This window comes from Streptomyces sp. NBC_00322, assembly GCF_036147535.1.
Lineage (GTDB): Bacteria > Actinomycetota > Actinomycetes > Streptomycetales > Streptomycetaceae > Streptomyces.
In genome coordinates this window covers 5,829,356-5,851,148 of the sequence record NZ_CP108019.1, presented here as the reverse complement: position 1 = coordinate 5,851,148, position 21,793 = coordinate 5,829,356, and the positions used below count along the sequence as shown (strand labels likewise).

Sequence of the window (21,793 nt, the reverse complement as noted above, 5' to 3'; positions counted from 1 at the left end):
GGAAGGCAGAACAGTGAACTACAGGGTCCAGCCCACCGCCCAGGTCGACGAGACCGCCGTCATCGGCGCCGGGAGCAGCGTCTGGGAACTCGCCCAGATCCGCGAGGGCGCCAAGCTCGGTGAGGGCTGTGTCGTCGGCCGCGGCGCCTACGTCGGCACCGGCGTGCAGATCGGCGACAACGTCAAGCTGCAGAACTACGCCCTGGTGTACGAGCCCGCCGAGCTCGGCGACGGTGTCTTCGTCGGCCCGGCCGTGGTGCTCACCAACGACCACAACCCGCGCTCCGTCGACCCCGACGGCAAGCAGAAGCGCGGCGGCGACTGGGAGGCCGTGGGCGTCAAGGTCGCCGAGGGCGCATCGCTCGGCGCACGCTCGGTGTGCGTCGCACCGGTACGGATCGGACGCTGGTCCATGGTCGCCGCGGGCGCGGTCGTCACCAAGGACGTACCGGACTTCGCGCTGGTCGTGGGCGTGCCCGCCCGGCAGATCGGCTGGGTCGGCCGGGCCGGTGTCCGTCTCGTGGAGCGCGAGGGCGAGGCGGGCGTCTGGGAGTGCCCGCAGTCCGGCACGGTGTACATGGAGAAGGACGGCGTCCTCGCCGAGCAGGCGGTCTGACGCGACGGCTCCGCCAAGGCAGACGAAACCCCCCGGACCCCGTCCGGGGGGTTTCGCGTGCCGCTCTGACCTGGGTGCCTGTCAGTCCCGGATGGCCGTCAGACCCGGCTCCAGGCCTCCAGCGCCAGGCCCGACTCGTCCTTCTGGCGCGTGACCCGCAGCGTGCCGTCAGTACCGAACGCCGCCATCACGACCCGGCCCCTCGCGTCGATCGCGAGCGCCGGAGCGCCCACGCAGGGCTCACCCGTAAGAGTCCAGCTGACACCCGAGGACTCGTCCTCGGTGGGGTACGCGGCCAGCGCCGGGCGGCCGGTTGCGGCGTCGCGGTGGGCGAGGATCGTGCAGTCGTGACCGTCGACCGGGGTGCGCAGCAGCGCGACCGGTCCGGTGCCCGCACCGTTGCCGAGCGGGGCCGCGTCGCAGCTCGGGCGCCAGGCGCGGACCGTGTTGTCCCCGGCGTCGTGCCAGAAGTGCGTGAGCCGGTTGCCGCCGGTGCGCTCCGAGCTGAGCGAGTCGGCCGCGGCCTTGGCGGGGATGTCGTCGGCACGCTGGAACTTGACGCCCGGCGTCTCCTGCTCCCAGCGCATGATGTGGTCCGCGGTCGGGACGAGCAGCTCCATCAGGCCGTCCGGAGTCAGCGAGGCGGAGACCGTACCGACCCCGTCGCTGCCCTTGAGGTCGGCCCACTTGTTCCACTTGCCCGAAGGCACCTGGGCGCGTCCGCAGACGCCGCCGCCCGCGTTGCGTACGAACACGTGCAGCGAGCCCTCGGCGTCGATCACGGCCGACGGGAGGCCGATCTGCTGGGCGAGATCGGGGTCGTTCGGGTACGGGGAGCCGAGCGGATACCAGTCACGTACGGCAAGACCGGACTGGTACTGCACGCCGTACACCACATCGGTGCCGGTCCGGCCGTCCGCGAGGCGGCTGCGGCGCAGGCTCACCAGGTGGACATAGCCGTCGGCGCCCTGGGCGATGGAGAGATACGGCAGCAGGCCGCGTCCGGGGATCAGTTCGGGCCCGGTCCACTGGGGGCCACCGGGCCGGGTCTCGGTCCAGCGCAACACGCCGTCCGAGCCCGGTGCATACGCTGTGAGCCTGCCGTCCTTGCCGCGCACCAGCCAGCCGGTGGTGGGGGCCAGCGAGGTGTCCACAGTGGGTATCGGAGCGGCCTTTCGGCTCGGCGGCTCGTCCGAGCTGCGCGCAGATTTCCGTCCGGACCAGACCGCCATGGCTCACCATCGTCTTTCGCGTGACCGCCCCGCAAAACTTGCGCGACGATAGTACGACAGGTTTTCGCAGCACCGACCGGGCCGCGGTCGGCCCTCACTCCTGTGCCTCGTTCACGAAATCGTTATCGAGGACGCGCGCCCCCGCGCGAAGCCCCGGCCGCCGGTCCGCCCACCTCGGCCATTGCCTACCATTGCGTAGAGCACCCCTGGGAGCGCGCGCTTCGCCGGGCCGGTCCGGCCGCGTCGGCGGTGGCGCGATCGCGCGGGGTGTCGGCCCGCAGTATGAGACCGTGACACGCCCCGCCAGTGACCTGACCCAGAAGAAGAGTGTTCAGTGAAAGTCATCAGCATCGTCGGTGCCCGTCCGCAATTGGTGAAGCTCGCCCCCATCGCGGCCGCGTTCGCCGAGACCGACCACGAGCACGTCATCGTGCACACCGGGCAGCACTACGACGCCGACCTCTCCGACGTCTTCTTCGACGGTCTCGGCATCCCCGACCCGGATGTCCACCTCGGTGTCGGCTCCGGCAGCCACGGCGTCCAGACCGGTTCGGTGCTCACCGCGCTCGACCCGGTGCTCGAGCGCGAGCAGCCCGACTGGGTCCTCGTCTACGGCGACACCAACTCGACGATCGCCGGTGCGCTCTCGGCAGTGAAGATGCACCTGCCGGTCGCGCACCTGGAGGCCGGTCTGCGCTCCTTCAACCGGCGCATGCCGGAGGAGCACAACCGCGTACTGACCGACCACTGCGCCGACGTCCTGCTGGCCCCGACCGAGGAGGCCATGCGCCACCTCGCCGACGAGGGCCTCAAGGACCGCGCCGTGCTGGCCGGTGACGTGATGGTCGACATCTGCCTGCGCATCCGCGACGCGGTGCTCGCCGGCGAGCACGCCGCGCCCGCGCTGCCCGAGGGCATCGACCCCTCGAAGCCGTTCCTGCTGGCGACCCTGCACCGGCCCGACAACACCGACGACCCCGAGCGCCTGGCCGCGATCATCGGCGCCATGGCCAAGCTGCCGGTGCCGGTGGCGCTGCTCGCGCACCCGCGCCTGGTCGCGCGGGCCGAGCAGCACGGCATCGAGCTCGCGCAGGGCTCGGTCCACGTCGGCCGTCCGCTTCCGTACGCGGGTCTGGTCGCCGCGGTGCTGGCCTCGACCGGTGTGGTCACCGACTCCGGCGGCCTGCAGAAGGAGGCCTTCCTCCTGGAGCGGATCACGACCACGATCCGTCCCGAGACCGAGTGGGTCGAAACCGTCGACACCGGTTGGAACGTCTTGGTTCCCGACCCGCACGAGCTCTCCGCCGACGAGTGGGCCGCCACGGTCACCCGCGCCGTTCCGACGGCCGACCCGGGCACCCCCTACGGCGACGGACGAGCCGCGCAGAACGTTGTCCGGATCATGGAAGAGTGGAAGGGGGGCAGCCGGCGCGTGTGACGGACAAGCGCCTCAATGCAGGCTCTAATCCGTACTTGTCACCGTGCTAGCGTCACCGTTTATGTCAGCGTCTCCCAGGTCCGGGCTGCCCTCAGAAGGCCCGCGACCGCACGTCATCTATCTCGCCATCGGCTTCCCGCCGGCTGCGAAGAGCAGCGCCTACCGCATGCGCGAGACGGCGAACCAGTTCTGCAAAGCAGGCTGGGACGTCACCGTCGTCAACATCGCCCAGGAGTCCTGGGAGCGGGACTCGGGTGTCGACCTCACCCTGCTGGAGCAGGTCGACCCGCGGGTGAAGATCGTCGAGCTGCCGCTGTCCCGTGAGGACCTGGAAACGGACATCCGGCTCTTCAGCGAGGACCGCGCCCTCAACCCCAACAGGTGGGTCACGCAGCTGCGCAAGCGGCAGCAAAAGGCGTTCCCCGAGCCGAACTTCGGCGAGTGGCGCGGCGATCTGGAGCAGGCAGTGCTCGACATCCACGGGGAGCACCCGGCGGATCTGCTCGTGGCCAGCTGTGTTCCGTACGTGAATCTCGCCGCGGCCTGGAAGCTCTGGGAAGAGGCCAAGGTCCCGTACGCCGTGGACTTCCGCGACGGCTGGTCCATCGATGTGATCACCGGCATCGAGGCGTTCACCAAGGACTCCGAGATGGGCCGCTGGGAACAGAAGGTCCTCGACAGCGCGGTCTCGCTGTGGGTCGTCAACGACCCGATCGCCGACCACTACCGCGCCCGCTACCCGGAGTTCGCCTCCCGCGTCGAGGTCGTACGCAACGGCTACGACGCGGACAGCTCGCCCGGCCGCGCCCACAACCCCGACCCCGAATCGGGTCTGGTCTTCGGCTACCTGGGCACGGTCAACTTCACGCCCGCGCACCTGGAGACGGTGCTCAACGCCTGGCGCGCGGCCCGTGAGAAGGAGCCGCTGCTCGCCAACGCGCGCTTCGAGGTACGCGGCCACATCGGCAACGGAGCGGGCCGCGAGGCGAACAAGCACTCCGAGATGCTCAAGCAGGCCGAAGCGGACGGCGTGTTCTTCGGCGGCCCCGCCGCCAAGGCCGAGGTCTCCTCGATCTACGCCCGCTGGGACGCCATGGTGCTCATCCTGATCGGCGGTCGCTTCGTGACCTCCGGCAAGGTGTACGAGTACATGGCCACGGGCCTGCCGATCGTCTCGGCGCATGTCGTCGAGCACGACGCCTCGAACGTTCTCAACGGTCATCCCCTGTGGACCGGTGCCGTCGGCATCGACGAGGAAGGCCTCGCGGAGTCCTTCGTGAAGGCGGCCCACATGGCCGTCGAGACGAGCGACGAGGTCCACGCGGAAGCCATGGCGCACGCCGACCAGTTCACCCGTGAGGCCCTGATGTCGGTCGCCGTGAAGAACGTCGTCGACCGGCTCGCCGCCGAGCACGGTGTACCGGCCGCGCCCGCGGAGGGCATTGTCCCCCTGACTGCCGAAGCCACGGATGTGGACGACCTCTCATCGAAGTCGATCGTTGCCGGAGGTCCCACCCCGTGACCGATGTGTTGCTCGTCGCCGCCGCCCAGCCGCAACTCGGCGTGCTGGCCGGCGCGGTGCAGAAGTTCCGCGCCCAGGGTGCACGCGTCTATCTGGCCTGCGCCTTCGACACGAAGAGCTGCCAGGAGGAGCTCGACCTGCTCGAGCTGGACGGGTACCAGCCACTGCCGTACGGCATAGGGCATCTGCGCACCGCGACCCGCCGCCGGCTGCGCAGGCTCCCGGCGAGCCGCCGCCTGTGGATCCAGATCCGCCGCAATCCGTGGCTGCGCCGCCACGGCCTGGGCGCGCAGCAGCTCGTCGCGCTCGACGCGAACGCCGTGTACACGGTCTGGCGGCTGTCCCAGTACACCGACGCCGACGCCAGCTTCGGCATCGCGTCGGCGCTGCGGGCCCTGTCGGACCCGCAGCGGACCCCGGCCCCGCCCAAGCGGAGGGCTCTGCCGCCCCGCTCGGTGATCGTCAGCGATGTACGCCGTCAGGCCAAGGCGCTGCCCGAGACCGTGATCCGTACGGCCACGGCGCGTCCCCTGATGCGCAGCAGCGTCGGTGCCCGGCTGTGGCGCACCGCGCTCGTCGCACCCGGTGTTCCCGCGAACGTACGGGCGCGCCTGTCCCGCCAGGTGGCCGAGGGCATGCGCTGGGCCGGCCGGCCCGGCGGCGCGACGCTCGCGCTGACCACCGCCGCACAGCGCATCTCGGACCCCACGATCAGGACGGCGCTGCTGGACGAGGCGGCCAAGACCGAGCTCAAGAGGGGCATCGCACCGCGCGCCTTCGACAGCACGGTCAAGGAGCTGCTGACCGCCGCGGACGAGCAGTACACGTCCGGGGATCCGGAGGGCGCCGCGTCCACGCTGGACCGTGCCCTCGTCCTCGGTTTCCACCGGGTCGTCCACATCGACCAGCTCAGCTCGCCGCTGGCCAGTGACCCGGCCGCCTTCTCGGCGCCGGTGCACGGCTCGGCGGTCATGAAGAAGATCCAGCAGCCGCAGGGCAGGAAGACCCCGGCCGCGACGCCTCCGAAGGACCGGCCGCTGCGGCTGCTGGTCACCACGAGCGCCAACGACAACTTCCTCAAGCTGATCCTGTCCCACTACGAGGCCCACCAGGGCGTCGAGGTCCGCTACCTGGACCTGGCGTCCACCCCGGCCATGAAGCGCATCTCGTGGGCCGGCCGGCGGATGATAGAGAACCGTCTCGGGGGCGACGCCCTCTACGCGGAACAGGTCGAGCAGCTCATGCGGCCCCATCTGGACTGGGCAGACACGGTGTTCCTCGACTGGTGTGTGGCACCGGCCGTGATGCTCACGACGATCGACCCGGGCGACACCCGGATCGTGGTGCGGCTGCACAGCTACGAGGCCTTCACCCGGTGGCCGCACCTGGTGGACTTCTCCCGCGTGGACGACCTCATCTATGTCGCCGACCATGTGCAGGACCTGACGACCGCTCTGGTGCCGCAGCTCCGCGGTCCCGAGGCGCCTCGTACGCACATGATCGACAACGCCATGGACCTCAGCGCCTTCAACCGCGCGAAGCCCGCCGACGCCCGCTTCAACCTCGGGCTCATCGGTGTCTCGCAGGTGGCGAAGGACCCGCTGTGGGCCATCGACGTCCTGGAGCGCGTACGCAAGCGGGACGAGCGCTACCGGCTGCTGCTGGTCGGCGGTGACATGGATCCCAAGACCAGCCGTGCCACCAAGGACTACCTGAAGGAGTTCGAGCGGCAGCTCGAACCGCTGGTGGAGTCCGGTGCCGTGGTACGTCTCGGGCCGACGGACGACGTACCGTCCGCGCTCACCGGGATCGGTACGATCCTGAGCTCCTCGGTGCGTGAGGGCTGCCATGTCGGTCTGATGGAGGGCGCGGCCAGTGCCGCCGTCCCCGTCGTGCGCGACTGGCCGTTCTACGCCGGACGCGAGCACAGCGCCCGCACCCTCTACCCCGAGGGCTGGGTCGTCGGCTCCCCGGAGGAGGCCGCCAAGCGCATCCTCGAGGCCACGGCGACCGAGGAGAGCTGGCAGAACGCGGGCAAGCTGGCCTCCGAGCACGCGCTGTCCGCGTGGGACTGGCCGGTGGTGAGCCGTCGCTTCGACGAGCTGCTGCTCGGCGAGTAACACGTAAAGCAGCACGAAGGGCCCCCGGGAAGTCCCGGGGGCCCTTCGCCGTACGCAGGATCCAGAGCACGGGTCAGCCGCGTGCCTCCGGGTGGCGCAGGCACCAGCCCTCCCACGCCGATGTCACCATCGCGCGCACGTCGTGACGCGCCTCCCAGCCGAGCTCCTGGCGGATACGGTCAGCGGCGGCCACAACGCGGGCCGGATCGCCCGGCCTGCGGGACGTGACCTCGGCCTTGCTGTCCGTGTGCCCGGTGACGTCGAGGATGATGTCGACCATCTCCGCCACCGAAACCCCTTCGCCGCGGCCGATGTTGAGGACCAGCGAGGCCGAGGGGTCCGCGGCGAGCCGCCGCGCCGCCGCGACATGCGCGGAGGCGATGTCCTCGACGTGGATGTAGTCGCGGATGCAGGTGCCGTCGGGCGTCGCGTAGTCGTCGCCGAAGATGCGCGGCGGCTCGCCCGCGGTCAGGCGCTCGAAGACCATCGGCACGAGGTTGAAGATGCCCTCGTCGCCCAGCTCCGGCGAGGCCGCGCCGGCGACGTTGAAGTAGCGCAGGGAGGCGGTCGCCATGCCGTGCGCCCTGCCGACGGCGGTGACCAGCCATTCACCGGCGAGCTTGGTCTCGCCGTACGGGCTCATCGGCAGACAGGGCGTCGCCTCGGTCACCAGGTCGACGTCGGGCATGCCGTAGACGGCCGCCGACGAGGAGAAGAGGAACCGGCCGACGCCTGCCGCGGCCGACGCTTCGAGAAGGACCCGCAGGCCCTCGACGTTCTCGCGGTAGTAGAACAGGGGCTTCTCGACCGATTCCGCCACCTGCTTCTTGCCCGCGATGTGCACGACTCCGGTGATCGCGTGCTCGGCCAGGACACGGCCGACCAGCTCACCGTCCAGGACGGAGCCGGCCACCAGCCGTATGCCCGCGGGCAGCCGGTCGGCGCTGCCGGTGCTCAGATCGTCGAGGACGACGACGCTCTCGCCACCGTCGGTCATCGCCTTCACCACATGGGAGCCGATGAATCCGGCACCGCCCGTGATCAGCCACGTCATGTCAATACCCCTTGCGGAACGGCCCCGTCCCGGTGACTCGGGACGGGGCCACTGTGTCGCTCCAGTACTGCGTACTAAATCAGCCGCCGATGACAACCCGGCGTACGCCTTCCCAGCGCGCCGGGTCGGTGGTGCGCCGGCCGTCGACCAGGACGCGGACGTCCGGCAGGTCGGATGCGGCCAGCTCGCGGTACTCGGCGTGGTCGGCCTGCAGGATCGCGGCGGTGACGGTCTGGCCCTCGTGCGGGGTCAGACCGTGCGCGGTGAGCTCCTCGGCCGTGTACATCGGGTCCGACACGAAGGGGACGGCCCCGCGCGCCTTGAGCGCCTCGACGGTCGGGAAGACGCCGGAGAAGGCCGTCTCCTTCACACCGCCGCGGTAGGCGGCGCCGAGCACCAGCACGCCCACGCCCTCCAGGTCGCCGTAGGCCGCGGCCAGCAGGTCGACGGCGTACTCCGGCATGGCGGCGTTGGCCTCGCGCGCCGAGCGCACGACGGTGGCCTCCGGGTCGTTCCACAGGTACATCCGCGGGTAGATCGGGATGCAGTGGCCGCCGACCGCGATGCCGGGCTGGTGGATGTGGCTGTAGGGCTGCGAGTTGCAGGCCTCGATGACCTTCTTGACGTCGATGTCGTTCTTGTCGGCGAAACGGGCGAACTGGTTCGCCAGGCCGATGTTGACGTCGCGGTAGGTGGTCTCGGCGAGCTTCGCCAGCTCGGATGCCTCGGCGGTGCCCAGGTCCCAGACGCCGTTCGGCTGCGCCAGGTCCGCGCGCTCGTCGAAGTCGAGCACCTGCTCGTAGAACTCCACGCCGTGCTTCGCGGAGGCCTCGTCGATACCGCCGACGAGCTTCGGGTAACGGCGCAGGTCGGCGAAGACCCGGCCGGTGAGCACCCGCTCCGGCGAGAAGACCAGGTGGAAGTCCTTGCCCGCGGTGAGACCGGAGCCCTGCTCCAGCATCGGGGCCCAGCGGGTGCGGGTGGTGCCGACCGGCAGGGTGGTCTCGTACGAGACGAGCGTGCCGGGCTTGAGACCAGCGGCGATCGCCTTGGTTGCGGAGTCCATCCAGCCGAAGTCGGGCACGCCCTCGGCGTCCACGAACAGCGGGACGACGACCACGACGGCGTCGGACTCGGCGACGGCGGAGGCGGTGTCGGTGGTCGCGGACAGCAGCCCGGCGCCGACGGTCTCCTTGAGCAGACGGTCGAGGTCGTGCTCGCCGGGGAAGGGCTCGGTGCCGGCGTTGACCAGCTCGACGACCTTCTCGTTGACATCGGCGCCGATGACCTTGTGGCCCTTGGCGGCGAACTGGACGGCGAGCGGCAGGCCGATCTTGCCCAGCGCGACTACACAGATATTCATCGGGTCAGTTTCCTCTTCACACGGGACAGCAGCGCGCGCAGGCGCGGGACACGGGACAGCAGGGTGCGCAAGCGCGCGTCCAAGCCGGCTCTGGGCTCCCACAGGGGGGCCGTGGTGATGACCAGCCGTCCCTTGGGGTTCGCGTTGGCGGAGATGCGGTACGGGATCTTCTCCCGCCACCGCCGTGCGAGCGGCAGCGGCAGCCCGCAGGTCTTCACCGGGATCTCGTACATCGAGCCTGCGACGTCCACATGGACGCGGACGCCGAGCTTGGCGCGCTGCGGCTCGATCGGGATCCGGGCCCGGATCAGGGTGCCGCTTCCGTCGGGCATGGGCTCGCGGCTGAACTCGCCCACGGGGGCAGGCAGTTCGTGCCCGTCGGGCAGCTTGCGGCCGCCCGCCTTGTCGGAGCTCTTGGGCATGGCTCCGTTCACCAGACGGATGACGGCGGAGTCGGTGTCCCCGACCGCACCGGCCCGTACGGCAACGGCGAGCGTCAGCTGCTCGCCGGTCTGCTCCCACTCCGCGGAGAGAAGGCCGGTGGCGTCCGCCAGGACCTTGGGGAGGGACTCGGCGTCCGCCTCGAAGATGCGGTCGGGCATGTCGAGACCCGCGCTGCGAAAGCCCGGGTAGCGGACGAAGGCGCGGCCGTCCTCGACCAGGACCGCCGCCCCGGCCTCGTCGGTGATGGCCTGTACGAGCTCCTGGACGGCGCCCCGCTGGGCCAGCGCGATCCGCACCCGCCGCTTGACGTCCACGGAGTCACGCAGCGCGTCGGTGAAGTACTCGTCCGCGAGACGGGCGATACCGGCGCACACCTCCTGCCGGGTCTCCGCGTCCAGCGACGGGAAGTCCTCCCGGACGAGCTTGGCGAGCTCCCAGGTGAAGTGCCGCTTGAGGAGATGGTCACGCCGGGGGCCCGCCTCGACGAGCCCGGCCGCGTGCTTCATGATCTCGGCCGTGCAGCGCAGCCGCGACAGATGATCGGCGCGGTAGGTGATGTTGCTGGCGTCCCCGCGCTTCACGGCGTAGTAGCACGTGTAGTCCGCCATCACCGAGATCTTCCGGGCTCGGACACACGCCTCGATCGTGAAGGGCATGTCGCTGCCGACCGGGAGGTCCTCGGGGAAGCGCAGCTTGTACTTGTCCACCAGCTCACGGCGGAACAGCTTCGTGTTGGCCAGCGTGAACGGCAGCTCCGAGTCGTACAGGCTGATGTCCGGGTCGCTCTTCTTGAAGAGCGCCTGGTGGACATAGCGGCCGTTCGTGCCGACCATCTTGCCGATCACGACGTCGGAGTCGTGCTTGTCGGCGTACGCCACCATCCGCGCCAACGCCTCTTTGCCGAGGTGGTCGTCGGCGCCGATGAAGTAGACGTAACGTCCGGTGGCCACGTCCAGCGCCCTGTTGCTGGGCGCGGCCGGGCCACCGGAGTTCGCCTGGTGGATCACCGTGACGGTGTCCGGGTACTTCTTCGCGAACCGGTCGAGCTCCGCTCCGCTCTCGTCCGTGGAACCGTCGTCGACGGCCACGATCTCGAGCCTGTCCCGGCCAATGCTCTGCCCGACAAGGGAGTTAAGGCATTCCGTCAGATACGGCATCGTGTTGTACACGGCGACGACGACGGTGACATCAGGACTGGTCAAGGCTCCTCGCCCTACTGGGCCGCGGGGTACGCGGAGAGATCGACGGTGATGCCCGTGGCGGCGGACTCCAGAACGGCTGCTGCGACCTCGACGGTACGAAGACCCTGGCGCAGTGTGCAAATGTCGTGCGACTTCCCGAGGACCGCGTCACGGAAGAGCTCGTGCTCGACCAGCAGCGGCTCGCGCTTCGCGATGGCGTAACGGATCATGTCGCCCTCGGCGACGCCGCGGAACGCCTGGACCGCTTCCCACTCGGTGGCCTGGGAGGCGTTCGCGTAGAAGGTGAGGTCGGCGGTGAGGGTGTCCGCGACGAAGCAGCCCTTCTCGCCGGTGACCGAGGTGAAGCGCTCCTTGAGCGGGCTCAGCCAGTTCACCAGGTGGTTGACCATGGTGCCGTCGGAGAGCTGGCCGACCGCGGAGACCATGTCCTCGTGCGGACGGCCCGACTTGGAGACCGTGCGCGCGGAGATCGAGGTGTACGTCTGGCCGGTCACCCAGCCGGTGAGGTCGATGTCGTGGGTGGCGAGGTCCTTGACCACGCCGACATCGGCGATGCGGTGCGGGAAGGGGCCCTGGCGGCGGGTGACGACCTGGTAGACGTCGCCGAGCTCGCCGGCCTCCAGGCGCTGGCGCAGGGAGCGCAGCGCCGGGTTGCAGCGCTCGATGTGGCCGACGCCGGCGACCAGGCCGCGCGACTCGAAGGCCTCGACGAGGCGGCGGGCGCCGTCGACGGTGTCCGCGACCGGCTTCTCGACGAGTGCGCCGATTCCGGCCTCGGCCAGCTTGAGGCCGACTTCCTCGTGCAGGGCGGTCGGGCACGCCACGACGGCGTAGTCGATGCCGAGCGCGATGAGCTCCTCGACGGTCGACAGCACCGGGGCGCCCTGGCCCCAGCCGTTCTTGTCACCCATCGGGTCGACGACGGCGACAAGCTCGACGCCCTCCAGGCCGGCGAGTACGCGGGCATGGTGGCGGCCCATCGAGCCGAGGCCGATCAGGCCGGCCCGCAGTCCCTGGGCGATGGTCACTGGTTCTCTCCAAGCTCGTTCACGGCGACAACGATCCGCTCGAGGTCCTCCGCGGACAGCGAAGGGTGCACCGGCAGGGAGACGACCTCGGCCGCCGCACGCTCGGTCTCGGGCAGGTCCCAGTTACGGCCGGCCTTCTGGTCCGGCTCCCAGTACGGCTTCAGCCGGTGGATCGGGGTCGGGTAGTAGACGGCGTTGCCGACGCCCGCCTCGGTGAGCTTCGCCATGGCGGCGTCGCGGTCCCCGCCGACCCGGATCGTGTACTGGTGGTAGATGTGGCGCGCGCCCTCGGCGACGGTCGGCGTCTGCACGCTCGGCGCGGTGATGTGCTCGGTGAGGTACGCGGCGTTGGCGATGCGCTGCTCGGTCCAGCCGCCCAGCTTGGAGAGCTGTACGCGGCCGACGGCGGCGGCGACGTCGGTCATCCGCATGTTGGCGCCGACGATCTCGTTGGCGTACCGCTGCTCCATGCCCTGGTTGCGCAGGAGGCGCAGGGTGCGGGCGATCTCGGCGTCACCCGTGGAGATCATGCCGCCCTCGAGGGAGTGCATGTTCTTGGTCGGGTAGAAGCTGAAGGTGCCGCCCGAACCGAACGCGCCGACGGGGGTGCCGTTCAGCGCGGCGGCGTGCGCCTGGCAGGCGTCTTCGACGACGGCCAGTTTGTGCTTGGCGGCGATGGGCATGAGCTTGTCCATCGCGGCCGGGTGGCCGTACAGGTGCACCGGCATGATCGCGGCGGTGCGCGGGGTGATCGCGGCCTCGACGGCCGCGGGGTCCAGGCCGAAGCTGCCCGGCTCGATGTCGGCGAAGACGACATCGGCGCCGACGAGGCGGACGGCGTTCGCCGAAGCGGCGAACGAGAACGAAGGAACGATCACTTCGTCACCCGGGCCGATGCCCAAAGCCAGCAGAAGGAGGTGCAGCGCGGAGGTACCCGAGTTGACGGCCACACAGTGGCGCCCCTCGACGAGCTCCGAGAAGCCCTCCTCGAACGCGGCGACTTCGGGGCCCTGTACGACCCTGCCGCTGCGCAGTACGCGTACTGCGGCCTCGATCTCTTCCTCACCGATGACCGGGCGTGCAGCGGGAATGGGCTGCTGGTTGCTGCTCGTCATGGACGTCCTCCTTGAACACCGCAAGAGCTCTATGTGGCAGAGGTCAGGGGCGGAGCGGACGTCTCACGAGGCCGCGCATACCCCTCCGGCGCAAAGCCAACGCCCTACCGAGGATCTGGGACCGGTCTTGTCCCGAACCGGGCCGGTCACCCACCGTAGTGTCCGGAACGGGGCCCTCACCCGGCAGCGACCGCCGTCACATTATCAGGGATTTCCTAGTCAATTTCGGGGCTGTTAACGCAGCCCTGCATCGATTCGGCGACAAAAACCACGTCCCACCCCGCAGTCTGCGGGATGGGACACGGTTCGTTCACTGAGGGCTCATCAACTGTTCAGCTCTCAGTGGTCGCCGTCACTGTGGGCAGCGGCTGCTGCTCGGCCGCCGCGGTGGTCTTCTTCGCACCGGCCTTCTTCGCGGTCGTCTTCTTCGCCGCGGTCTTCTTGGCCGCCGTCTTCTTGGTGGCGGCCTTCTTCGCGGTTGCCTTCTTAGCGGTCTTGCGGGCGGCCTTCTTGGCCGGAGCGTCGGCCCCGGCCTCCGGCTCCGCCGTGGGCTCGGCCGTCGCGGGGACCACGACGATCGCGGCCTCCTCGGCGCCCGACGGCGAACCGGCGGGAGCGGTGACCTTGCGGGTCACCCGGCGGCGCGCACGCGGCGGCGCCACGACGGGAGCCTCCTCGGAGACGGTGGCCTCCGGCTCGGCGACCGGCGCCTCGGCCTGGGGGGCCTCCGCCTTGGCCTCGATGACGACCTCCGCCTCGACGGGGCTCGTCTCGGCGGCCTTCGGCGCACCGGCCGGAGCCGTCGCCTTGCGGGTGGCCCGGCGGCGGGTGCGGCCCGCCGGGGCGGCCTCGGGAGCGGGAGCCTCCGCCTGGGCGACGGGCGCCTCGGCCTGGGGCTCGGCAACCGGAGCCTCGGCCTTGGCCTCGATGACGACCTCGGCCTCGGCCACGGGGGCCGCGGCCTTCGGCGCACCGGCCGGAGCGGTGACCTTACGGGTCGCCCGGCGGCGGCCACGGCCGCGCGTCGCGGCGGCCTCGGCCTCCGCGGCGCTGCTGTACAGCTCCTCGTCCGGCACGAACTCGGGCTCCGCGAGCGCCACGGGGGCAGCCACCTCGGCGGCGACCTCCGCCTCGGTCTCGGTCTCGGTCTCCCCCTCAGCAGTGAGCTCGTGCTCCTGGGCCTGCTCCGCGCCGCCGCGCCCGCGCTTCTTGGCGCGCTTGCCGCCGCCACCGCCACCGGGGGCGGTCGGCTGCTCCATGTGCACGATCACGCCACGGCCGTTGCAGTGGACGCAGGTCTCGGAGAAGGACTCCAGCAGACCCTGGCCCACCCGCTTACGGGTCATCTGGACCAGGCCCAGCGAGGTGACCTCGGCCACCTGGTGCTTCGTACGGTCCCGGCCCAGGCATTCGAGCAGACGCCGCATGACCAGGTCGCGGTTGGACTCCAGGACCATGTCGATGAAGTCGACGACGACGATGCCACCCAGGTCGCGCAGCCGCAGCTGGCGCACGATCTCCTCGGCCGCCTCCAGGTTGTTCCTGGTGACGGTCTCCTCGAGATTGCCGCCCTGCCCGGTGAACTTGCCGGTGTTGACGTCGACCACGACCATGGCTTCGGTCTTGTCGATCACCAGCGAACCGCCGCTCGGCAGCCAGACCTTGCGGTCCAGCGCCTTCATCAGCTGCTCGTCGATCCGGTACGTCGCGAAGACGTCGACCTCGGACGTCCACTTGGACAGCCGGTCGGTCAGGTCGGGGGCGACGTGGTTGACGTAGCCGTGGATGGTCTCCCAGGCCTCGCCACCGCTGACGATGACCTTCGTGAAGTCCTCGTTGAAGATGTCGCGGACGACCCGGACGGTCATGTCCGGCTCACCGTAGAGAAGGGTCGGGGCGTTGGAGCTGCCGCCGCTCTTGGCCTTCTTCTGGATGTCTTCCCACTGCCCCTGCAGACGCTCGACGTCGCGGCGCAGCTCGTCCTCGCTCGCACCCTCTGCGGCGGTACGGACGATGACGCCCGCGTCCTCGGGGACGATCTTCTTGAGGATGGTCTTCAGACGGGCGCGCTCGGTGTCGGGCAGCTTGCGGCTGATGCCGGTCATCGAGCCCTCGGGCACGTAGACCAGGTAGCGGCCGGGCAGCGAGACCTGGCTGGTCAGGCGGGCGCCCTTGTGGCCGATCGGGTCCTTGGTCACCTGGACGAGGACCGACTGACCGGACTTGAGCGCGGCCTCGATACGACGCGGGCCGTTCGCCATGCCCAGCGCCTCGAAGTTGACCTCACCGGCATACAGAACGGCGTTGCGTCCCTTGCCGATGTCGACGAACGCGGCCTCCATGGACGGCAGTACGTTCTGCACCTTGCCCAGGTAGACATTGCCGACGTACGAGGTCGCCTGCTCCTTGTTGACGTAGTGCTCGACGAGCACGTTGTCCTCGAGGACGCCGATCTGGGTGCGCTCGCCGCTCTGGCGGACGACCATCACGCGCTCGACGGCCTCGCGGCGGGCGAGGAACTCGGCCTCGGTGATGATCGGCACCCGCCGGCGGCCCTGCTCGCGGCCCTCACGGCGGCGCTGCTTCTTCGCCTCCAGACGGGTCGAGCCCTTGATGGACTGCACCTCGTCGGACGGCTCGTCGCTCTTGGCGCGCGCGGGGCGGGGCTCGCGGACCTTGACGACCGTACGCTCCGGGTCGCCCGAAACCGTCTCCTCGCCCTCGGCGGGCTCACCGCTGCGACGGCGACGGCGACGGCGGCGACGGCTGCTGGAGGTACCGGCGGCCGAGGGGGTCCCGGACTCGCCCTGCTCCTCCTCCTCGGCCTCCTCGTCGTACTGGGCCTCTTCGGCGGCGGTCTCCTCGGAGGGCTCCTCAGACGTCTCGTCGGTGTCGGCGGGCTCACCGCGGCGACGGCGACGGCCACCACGGCGGCGGCGGCGCGAGGGGCGCTCGTCGAACTCGTCCGACTCCTCGCCCTCAGCCTCCGGCTCGGCCTCGGTCTCCGGCTCGGCCTCCTGCGCGGCGGGCGCGGGGGCCTCGACCGGCTCGGCGGCCTCACCACGGCGGCGACGGCGGCGACGGCCCGCGGGCTCGGGGGCGACGGTCTCGGCGACCGGCTCGACGACGTCCTCGTCCTCCTCCGGCTCCGTGTCCTCGGCAGCTGCGGCGGCCGCGGCGGCCGTCTCCGGGGTCTGGAACATGGGCTCGGTGAAGACGGGGGCCTGGAACACAGCCACGGCGGGCCGTCCGGCCCGGCGGCCGCGCGCGGGCGCCTCGGCCTTCTCGCTCTCGGCCTTCTCGCTCTCGGCCTTCGCGGGCTCGACCTTCGTGCTTTCGGCCTTCGCGGGCTGGGCGAACTCGGGCGTGGCGGCGCGACGGCGCGTACGGCCACGGGTGGCGGCCTTCTCGGCGGCCGCGACCTCCTCGTCGGAGGCGATCTGGGCGACGGTGCCCGTGGGCAGGCTCTCGCCCGCCTCGGCGACGTCCTCGTCCTCGTCGGCATCGACGGCCTGCGGGGCGCCGGCGGGCGCGGTGACCTTACGGGTGGCGCGACGGCGGGTACGCGGCGCGGCGGCCTCGGCCTCCGGCTCGGCAGCAACCTCAGCGGCCTCGGCGGTCTCAGCCGTCTCGACGGGCTGCGGCGCACCGGCGGGCGCGGACGCCCGGCGGCGGGCACGGCCACGCGGCGCGGAAGCCTCGGTCTCGGTCTCGTCGTCGGCCACGGCTTCGGCGGCAGCGGGCTCGGCGACCGGCTCGGGGGCGGTCACCTGGCGGGTGGCCCGACGGCGGGTACGCGGCGCGGGAGCCTCGGCCTCCGGCTCAGCAGAGGTCTCAGGGGCCTCGGCAGCCTCGGGCTCCGCCGCGCCGGCGGGCGCGGTGACCTTACGGGTGGCGCGACGGCGGGTACGCGGCGCGGCGGCCTCGGCCTCCGGCTCGGCAGCAACCTCAGGGGCCTCTGCAGCCTCAGCGGGCTCCGGGGTACCGGCGGGCGCGGTGACCTTACGGGTCGCACGGCGCCGCGTACGCGGCGCGGCAGCCTCGGCCTCCGCGACATCGGCGACGACAGGGGTCTCGGCGATGTCCGCCGTGACCTCCGCGGCCTGGGTGGAACCCGCGGCCGCCGTCGGCGGCCCCGCGGGACGCGATGCTGCCCGGCGCCTGCGGCGCGGCGGCAGCGTATCGCTGGGTGAATTGTTCTCGGTCTCTCCGGCGGTGCCGGATTCGTTCGGCTCGTGCATGCGGGCGGTTCTCCCGTCACGCTCCCGGGCGCCACGCCTGATTCCGGTCCGGTCACGGCCCGCGTGATGTTCGCGGTGCCGCCGTCCGGGGCGCGGGCGCCGCACGGGAGCTGATGTATGGCTCGCCGGTTCCGTACGCGATGTACGTACGGCCTGGCGAAAGTCTCCTGTCAGTGCGCGGCCCGACCCAGGTGGCTCCCGAGTACCAGGGCTGCGCTACAACGACTGTCCTTACGCGGCGGGACCCGGCGCCGTCGCGGCGGCGATTCCGGCGGCCGTGGGTGTAGCGGCCGGAACTGCCTCGCGGTCGGGCGCGAGCGGGTCGGTCACCGTGCCGGACTCCTCGTCGAAGAGCCCCTGCGCCAGCCTGGTCACCGCTGCGGGGACCGGCGGCGCCAGGTCGGCCACAGCTCGGAGACCGGACAGGACGTCGTCGGGTCGCACGGCAGGTGTTACGTGCCGAACAACCAGCCGCAGTATCGCACAGGGCCCGTCCCCCGGCCTATTGATGAGCGCGGCGGCAGCCGCTCCAGTGGAGCCGACGCTTGCGTCGGACGGTGAATGGAGCGCCTGCAGCTCTGCCACGGCACCTCGTGCGTCGAAGGTCCGCAGGCCGTTCTTCGTCTTGCGCTCGACCTCTACGGACTCGGCGCCGAGGAAGGCGGACACGGCCTGTGAAGCATCCTCGACTCCCACCCCGTCGAGCCGCAGCTCCCACACGGAGGCGGTGAGCCGGTCGGCGAGCCCTGACGTACGGGCCTCGACGGCATCGGTGATGTCCAGCCCGGCGGGCAGCGACTCGTCGAGCAGCTCACGCAGCTTGTCGGGGTCGCGGTGCTCGGTGAGGGCGATCTCCAGATACTCGGCCTCACTGCCCGTGCCGGTGGGTGCGGCATTGGCGTAGGAGACCTTGGGGTGCGGTGTGAAGCCCGCCGAGTACGCCATGGGCACCTCGGCACGCCGCAGCGCCCGCTCGAAGGCACGCTGGAAGTCTCGGTGGCTGGTGAACCGGAGGCGGCCGCGCTTGGTGTAGCGCAGTCGGATGCGCTGCACCGCCGGTGCGGGCGGCGGGCCTTCGGGCTGTCGCTTGCCCAGTGGTTCTTCTCCTCGGTGCGGGGCGGGCGCGGGGGGCGCGCCGCCCTCGGACGTGCGGGGTGTTCCCTGGGGGCCTGACCGGCTCACCCCCGCTTGTGCAGGGAGATCTCGGGTTCGGCCGGCGCGCCGGGAACAGTCTGTGTTTGTCGCGCATCACCCAGCCTACGCGCCTGCCGCACTACCGGTTCCCCGAGTGTGGGCGCCGGAGGCCCGCCGACCAGTGCCCGCCAGGCGTCGCGCCTGGCCTGGCGTACCGTCTCGCGGGCCGATCGCAGCGCGACCCGTGCGGCCCGTCCCGCCTCGACGGCGGCCTTCTTCGCCGGACGCCAGATCCCGTCGCGCAGGGCATGCCCGACGGGGGTGCAGACGACCTGGTAGAACCAGCGCACCGGACGTCCGACCAGATTCCAGGCGAGCCACTTCAGCGCCCTGCCTACGGCGTGCGAGATGTATCCGGCGATACGCCAGGCGAAAGCGAAGGCGTCGGCGATCTCGCGTCCGACGGGGGCAAGGATGTGCCGGTAGACCCAGGCGACGGGCGTGACGAGCAGCGTCACGACCAGCCAGAGGACCGCCACCCACACTCCGCGGCAGACGGCGGCGATGCCACGGCCCATCACGGTGAGCAGCCAGGCGATGCCGTGGCCGAGCGGCGTCAGCAGCTGCCGGTAGATCCACACCACCGGCACCACCAGCCCGTACGTCACCACCGGCACCACGACGAACCGCCACAGCGCCACCCACGGCCAGACGAACAACGCCATGCCCAGCCGGCTGAGCACCACGGCGATGCCGTGCCCGGCCGGGGTGAGCAGCCGGCGGTAGATCCAGCGCGCGGGCGCGAACAGCAGGTTCTCGACGAGCCAGGCGATGCCGTGGCCGAGCGGCGTCAGCAGCTGCCGGTAGATCCACACCACCGGCACCACCAGCCCGTACGTCACCACCGGCACCACGACGAACCGCCACAGCGCCACCCACGGCCAGACGAACAACGCCATGCCGACGAAGAGCGCGACGGGGGCGAGCACGCTCTCGTACAGCCAGACCAGCCCGCGGCCGACCGGCCTCAGCAGGACGCGGTCGAGAGCGAGCCCGCAGACGACGAGCAGGTCCCAGACCATCCGTACGGGAACGACCACGAGCAGCACCACGATCCGCACCGGGACCCGGACGACGGTGGTCAGACAGCCCTCGCCGGGCTGGTAGTGCGCGGGCGCCTGATGACTCCCGTATGTCCGGGGGGACTTCTCGAACTCCATGTCAGCCATGACGCGCTACAGCCCTGTCCGGATCCAGTACCGGGACGCGGGTTGTGGTGTTCACAGGAGCAGCACACGATCAAGGCCCGGCCACGGGGTTTTCCCGGCGGCCGGGCCTGCCCCGAGCTCTACTTGACGACCGTCAGCGGCAGCAACTTCTTGCCTGTCGGGCCGATTTGGATATGCGTGTCCATCTGCGGGCAGACGCCACAGTCGAAGCACGGCGTCCAGCGGCAGTCCTCGACCTCGGTCTCGTCGAGCGCGTCCTGCCAGTCCTCCCAGAGCCAGTCCTTGTCGAGACCGGAGTCCAGGTGGTCCCAGGGCAGGACCTCCTCGTAGGTGCGCTCGCGGGTGGTGTACCAGTCGACGTCCACCCCGAACTCGGGCAGCGTCTTGGTGGCACACGCCATCCAGCGGTCGTACGAGAAGTGCTCACGCCAGCCGTCGAAGCGGCCCCCGTCCTCGTAGACGGCGCGGATGACCGCACCCACCCGGCGGTCGCCGCGCGAGAGCAGGCCCTCGATGATGCCGGGCTTGCCGTCGTGGTAGCGGAAGCCGATGGAGCGGCCGTACTTCTTGTCGCCGCGGATCTTGTCGCGCAGCTTCTCCAGGCGGGCGTCCGTCTCCTCGGCGCTCAGCTGCGGGGCCCACTGGAAGGGGGTGTGCGGCTTGGGCACGAAGCCGCCGATGGAGACCGTGCAGCGAATGTCGTTCTGGCCGGAGACCTTTCGGCCCTCGGCGATGACCTTGACCGCCATGTCGCCGATCTGGAGGACGTCCTCGTCGGTCTCGGTGGGCAGGCCGCACATGAAGTACAGCTTCACCTGGCGCCAGCCGTTGCCGTACGCCGTCGAGACGGTACGGATCAGGTCCTCTTCGGAGACCATCTTGTTGATGACCTTGCGCAGGCGCTCGGAGCCGCCCTCGGGGGCGAAGGTCAGACCCGAGCGACGGCCGTTGCGGGTCAGCTCGTTGGCCAGGTCGACGTTGAAGGCGTCGACCCGGGTGGACGGCAGCGAGAGGCCGATCTTGTCTTCCTCGTACCGGTCGGCCAGACCCTTCGCGATGTCGCCGATCTCGCTGTGGTCCGCGGAGGACAGCGACAGCAGTCCGACCTCCTCGAAGCCGGTCGCCTTGAGGCCCTTCTCGACCATGTCGCCGATGCCGGTGATGCTTCGCTCCCGCACGGGCCGCGTGATCATGCCGGCCTGGCAGAAGCGGCAGCCGCGGGTGCAGCCGCGGAAGATCTCCACCGACATCCGCTCGTGGACGGTCTCGGCGAGCGGCACGAGCGGCTGCTTGGGGTAGGGCCACTCGTCGAGGTCCATGACGGTGTGCTTGGACACACGCCACGGCACGCCCGACTTGTTCGGGACGACGCGGCCGATACGGCCGTCGGGCAGGTACTCGACGTCGTAGAAGCGCGGAACGTAGACATTGCCCGTCCTGGCGAGGCGGAAGAGGACCTCCTCGCGCCCGCCCGGGCGGCCCTCGGCCTTCCAGGCGCGGATGATCCCGGTCATGTCGAGGACGGCCTGTTCGCCGTCGCCGATGACCGCGCAGTCGATGAACTCCGCGATCGGCTCGGGGTTGAAGGCCGCGTGGCCGCCCGCGAGCACGATCGGGTCGTCGACCGTCCGGTCCTTGGCCGCGAGCGGGATGCCCGCGAGGTCGAGGGCGGTGAGCATGTTGGTGTACCCGAGCTCGGTGGAGAAGCTCAGCCCGAAGACGTCGAAGGCCTTCACCGGACGGTGGGAGTCCACGGTGAACTGCGGGACCTTGTGCTCCCGCATCAGCTCTTCGAGGTCCGGCCAGACGCTGTACGTACGCTCGGCCAGCACGCCCTCGCGTTCGTTCAGTACCTCGTAGAGGATCATGACGCCCTGGTTGGGCAGTCCGACCTCGTACGCGTCGGGGTACATGAGGGCCCAGCGGACATCGCAGGCGTCCCAGTCCTTGACGGTGGAGTTGAGCTCACCGCCGACGTACTGAATGGGCTTCTGCACGTGCGGCAGGAGGGCTTCCAGGCGGGGGAAGACCGACTCGACAGGCATCGTGGTGTCT

The 21,793-nt window shown here is 70.7% G+C and carries 14 protein-coding genes; 4 read left to right on the top strand and 10 right to left on the bottom strand.

Translation table 11 applies throughout. From position 1 onward, the window contains the following. Positions 1-13: 13 nt before the first annotated feature. On the top strand, positions 14-616 hold the full coding sequence (locus tag OG905_RS26735) for an acyltransferase (RefSeq protein WP_328677848.1): 603 nt from the start codon (positions 14-16) through the stop codon (positions 614-616). A gap of 98 nt (positions 617-714) precedes the next feature. Here OG905_RS26735 and OG905_RS26730 read toward each other — a convergent pair whose 3' ends face one another. Further along, positions 715-1,770: a hypothetical protein gene (locus OG905_RS26730; protein ID WP_328677847.1), complete on the bottom strand. Its 1,056-nt coding sequence runs from the start codon at positions 1,768-1,770 to the stop codon at positions 715-717. Positions 1,771-2,182: 412 nt separating this feature from the next. On the opposite strand from OG905_RS26730, the gene wecB reads away from it, so the two are divergent. The 3 genes from wecB (at position 2,183) to OG905_RS26715 (ending at position 6,928) form a co-directional block, all read left to right on the top strand. Next, positions 2,183-3,286: a non-hydrolyzing UDP-N-acetylglucosamine 2-epimerase gene (gene wecB, locus OG905_RS26725; RefSeq protein WP_266476415.1), complete on the top strand. Its 1,104-nt coding sequence runs from the start codon at positions 2,183-2,185 to the stop codon at positions 3,284-3,286. A gap of 166 nt (positions 3,287-3,452) precedes the next feature. Then, a complete protein-coding gene (locus tag OG905_RS26720; RefSeq protein WP_328682629.1) occupies positions 3,453-4,808 on the top strand; it encodes a glycosyltransferase in 1,356 nt (451 codons plus the stop codon). Continuing rightward, the gene (locus tag OG905_RS26715; protein ID WP_328677846.1) at positions 4,805-6,928 is read left to right on the top strand and encodes a glycosyltransferase family 1 protein; all 2,124 of its coding nucleotides are present in this window, start codon (positions 4,805-4,807) and stop codon (positions 6,926-6,928) included. The genes OG905_RS26720 and OG905_RS26715 overlap by 4 nt, the downstream gene beginning before the upstream one ends. Before the next feature lie 73 nt (positions 6,929-7,001). Here OG905_RS26715 and galE read toward each other — a convergent pair whose 3' ends face one another. From galE to OG905_RS26670, 9 genes are all read right to left on the bottom strand, one after another. After that, complete coding sequence (gene galE, locus OG905_RS26710) at positions 7,002-7,982, bottom strand: UDP-glucose 4-epimerase GalE (protein ID WP_328677845.1); 981 nt, start codon at positions 7,980-7,982, stop codon at positions 7,002-7,004. Positions 7,983-8,061: 79 nt separating this feature from the next. After that, positions 8,062-9,345, bottom strand: a complete 1,284-nt coding sequence (locus tag OG905_RS26705; RefSeq protein WP_266476408.1) for a nucleotide sugar dehydrogenase — start codon at positions 9,343-9,345, stop codon at positions 8,062-8,064. Beyond that, the gene (locus OG905_RS26700; RefSeq protein WP_328677844.1) at positions 9,342-10,991 is read right to left on the bottom strand and encodes a glycosyltransferase family 2 protein; all 1,650 of its coding nucleotides are present in this window, start codon (positions 10,989-10,991) and stop codon (positions 9,342-9,344) included. Before OG905_RS26700 ends, OG905_RS26705 begins: the two co-directional genes overlap by 4 nt. 11 nt (positions 10,992-11,002) lie before the next feature. Then, positions 11,003-12,013 (bottom strand): Gfo/Idh/MocA family protein, encoded by a 1,011-nt coding sequence (locus OG905_RS26695; protein ID WP_328682626.1) that lies wholly within the window; start codon positions 12,011-12,013, stop codon positions 11,003-11,005. A 2-nt stretch (positions 12,014-12,015) separates the two neighbouring features. Next, complete coding sequence (locus tag OG905_RS26690; protein ID WP_328677843.1) at positions 12,016-13,134, bottom strand: DegT/DnrJ/EryC1/StrS family aminotransferase; 1,119 nt, start codon at positions 13,132-13,134, stop codon at positions 12,016-12,018. Between the two features lie 332 nt (positions 13,135-13,466). Continuing rightward, positions 13,467-17,375, bottom strand: a complete 3,909-nt coding sequence (locus tag OG905_RS26685; RefSeq protein WP_328677842.1) for an Rne/Rng family ribonuclease — start codon at positions 17,373-17,375, stop codon at positions 13,467-13,469. A 231-nt stretch (positions 17,376-17,606) separates the two neighbouring features. Continuing rightward, entirely contained in the window at positions 17,607-18,428 is an 822-nt protein-coding gene (locus OG905_RS26680) for a TIGR03936 family radical SAM-associated protein (RefSeq protein ID WP_328677841.1), read from the bottom strand. Positions 18,429-18,553: 125 nt separating this feature from the next. Then, the gene (locus OG905_RS26675) at positions 18,554-19,738 is read right to left on the bottom strand and encodes a hypothetical protein (protein WP_328677840.1); all 1,185 of its coding nucleotides are present in this window, start codon (positions 19,736-19,738) and stop codon (positions 18,554-18,556) included. 119 nt (positions 19,739-19,857) lie between these two features. Next, positions 19,858-21,783: a TIGR03960 family B12-binding radical SAM protein gene (locus OG905_RS26670; RefSeq protein ID WP_328682624.1), complete on the bottom strand. Its 1,926-nt coding sequence runs from the start codon at positions 21,781-21,783 to the stop codon at positions 19,858-19,860. Between the last annotated feature and the right edge of the window lie 10 nt (positions 21,784-21,793).

What these genes read in the sequence shown, in the direction of transcription:
- galE (WP_328677845.1), bottom strand. Translation starts at nt 7,982, where the DNA reads ATGACGTGGCTGATCACGGGCGGTGCCGGATTCATCGGCTCCCATGTG.
- OG905_RS26720 (WP_328682629.1), top strand. Translation starts at nt 3,453, where the DNA reads ATGCGCGAGACGGCGAACCAGTTCTGCAAAGCAGGCTGGGACGTCACC.
- OG905_RS26690 (WP_328677843.1), bottom strand. Translation starts at nt 13,134, where the DNA reads ATGACGAGCAGCAACCAGCAGCCCATTCCCGCTGCACGCCCGGTCATC.
- OG905_RS26685 (WP_328677842.1), bottom strand. Translation starts at nt 17,375, where the DNA reads ATGCACGAGCCGAACGAATCCGGCACCGCCGGAGAGACCGAGAACAAT.
- OG905_RS26705 (WP_266476408.1), bottom strand. Translation starts at nt 9,345, where the DNA reads ATGAATATCTGTGTAGTCGCGCTGGGCAAGATCGGCCTGCCGCTCGCC.
- OG905_RS26670 (WP_328682624.1), bottom strand. Translation starts at nt 21,783, where the DNA reads ATGCCTGTCGAGTCGGTCTTCCCCCGCCTGGAAGCCCTCCTGCCGCAC.
- OG905_RS26675 (WP_328677840.1), bottom strand. Translation starts at nt 19,738, where the DNA reads ATGGCTGACATGGAGTTCGAGAAGTCCCCCCGGACATACGGGAGTCAT.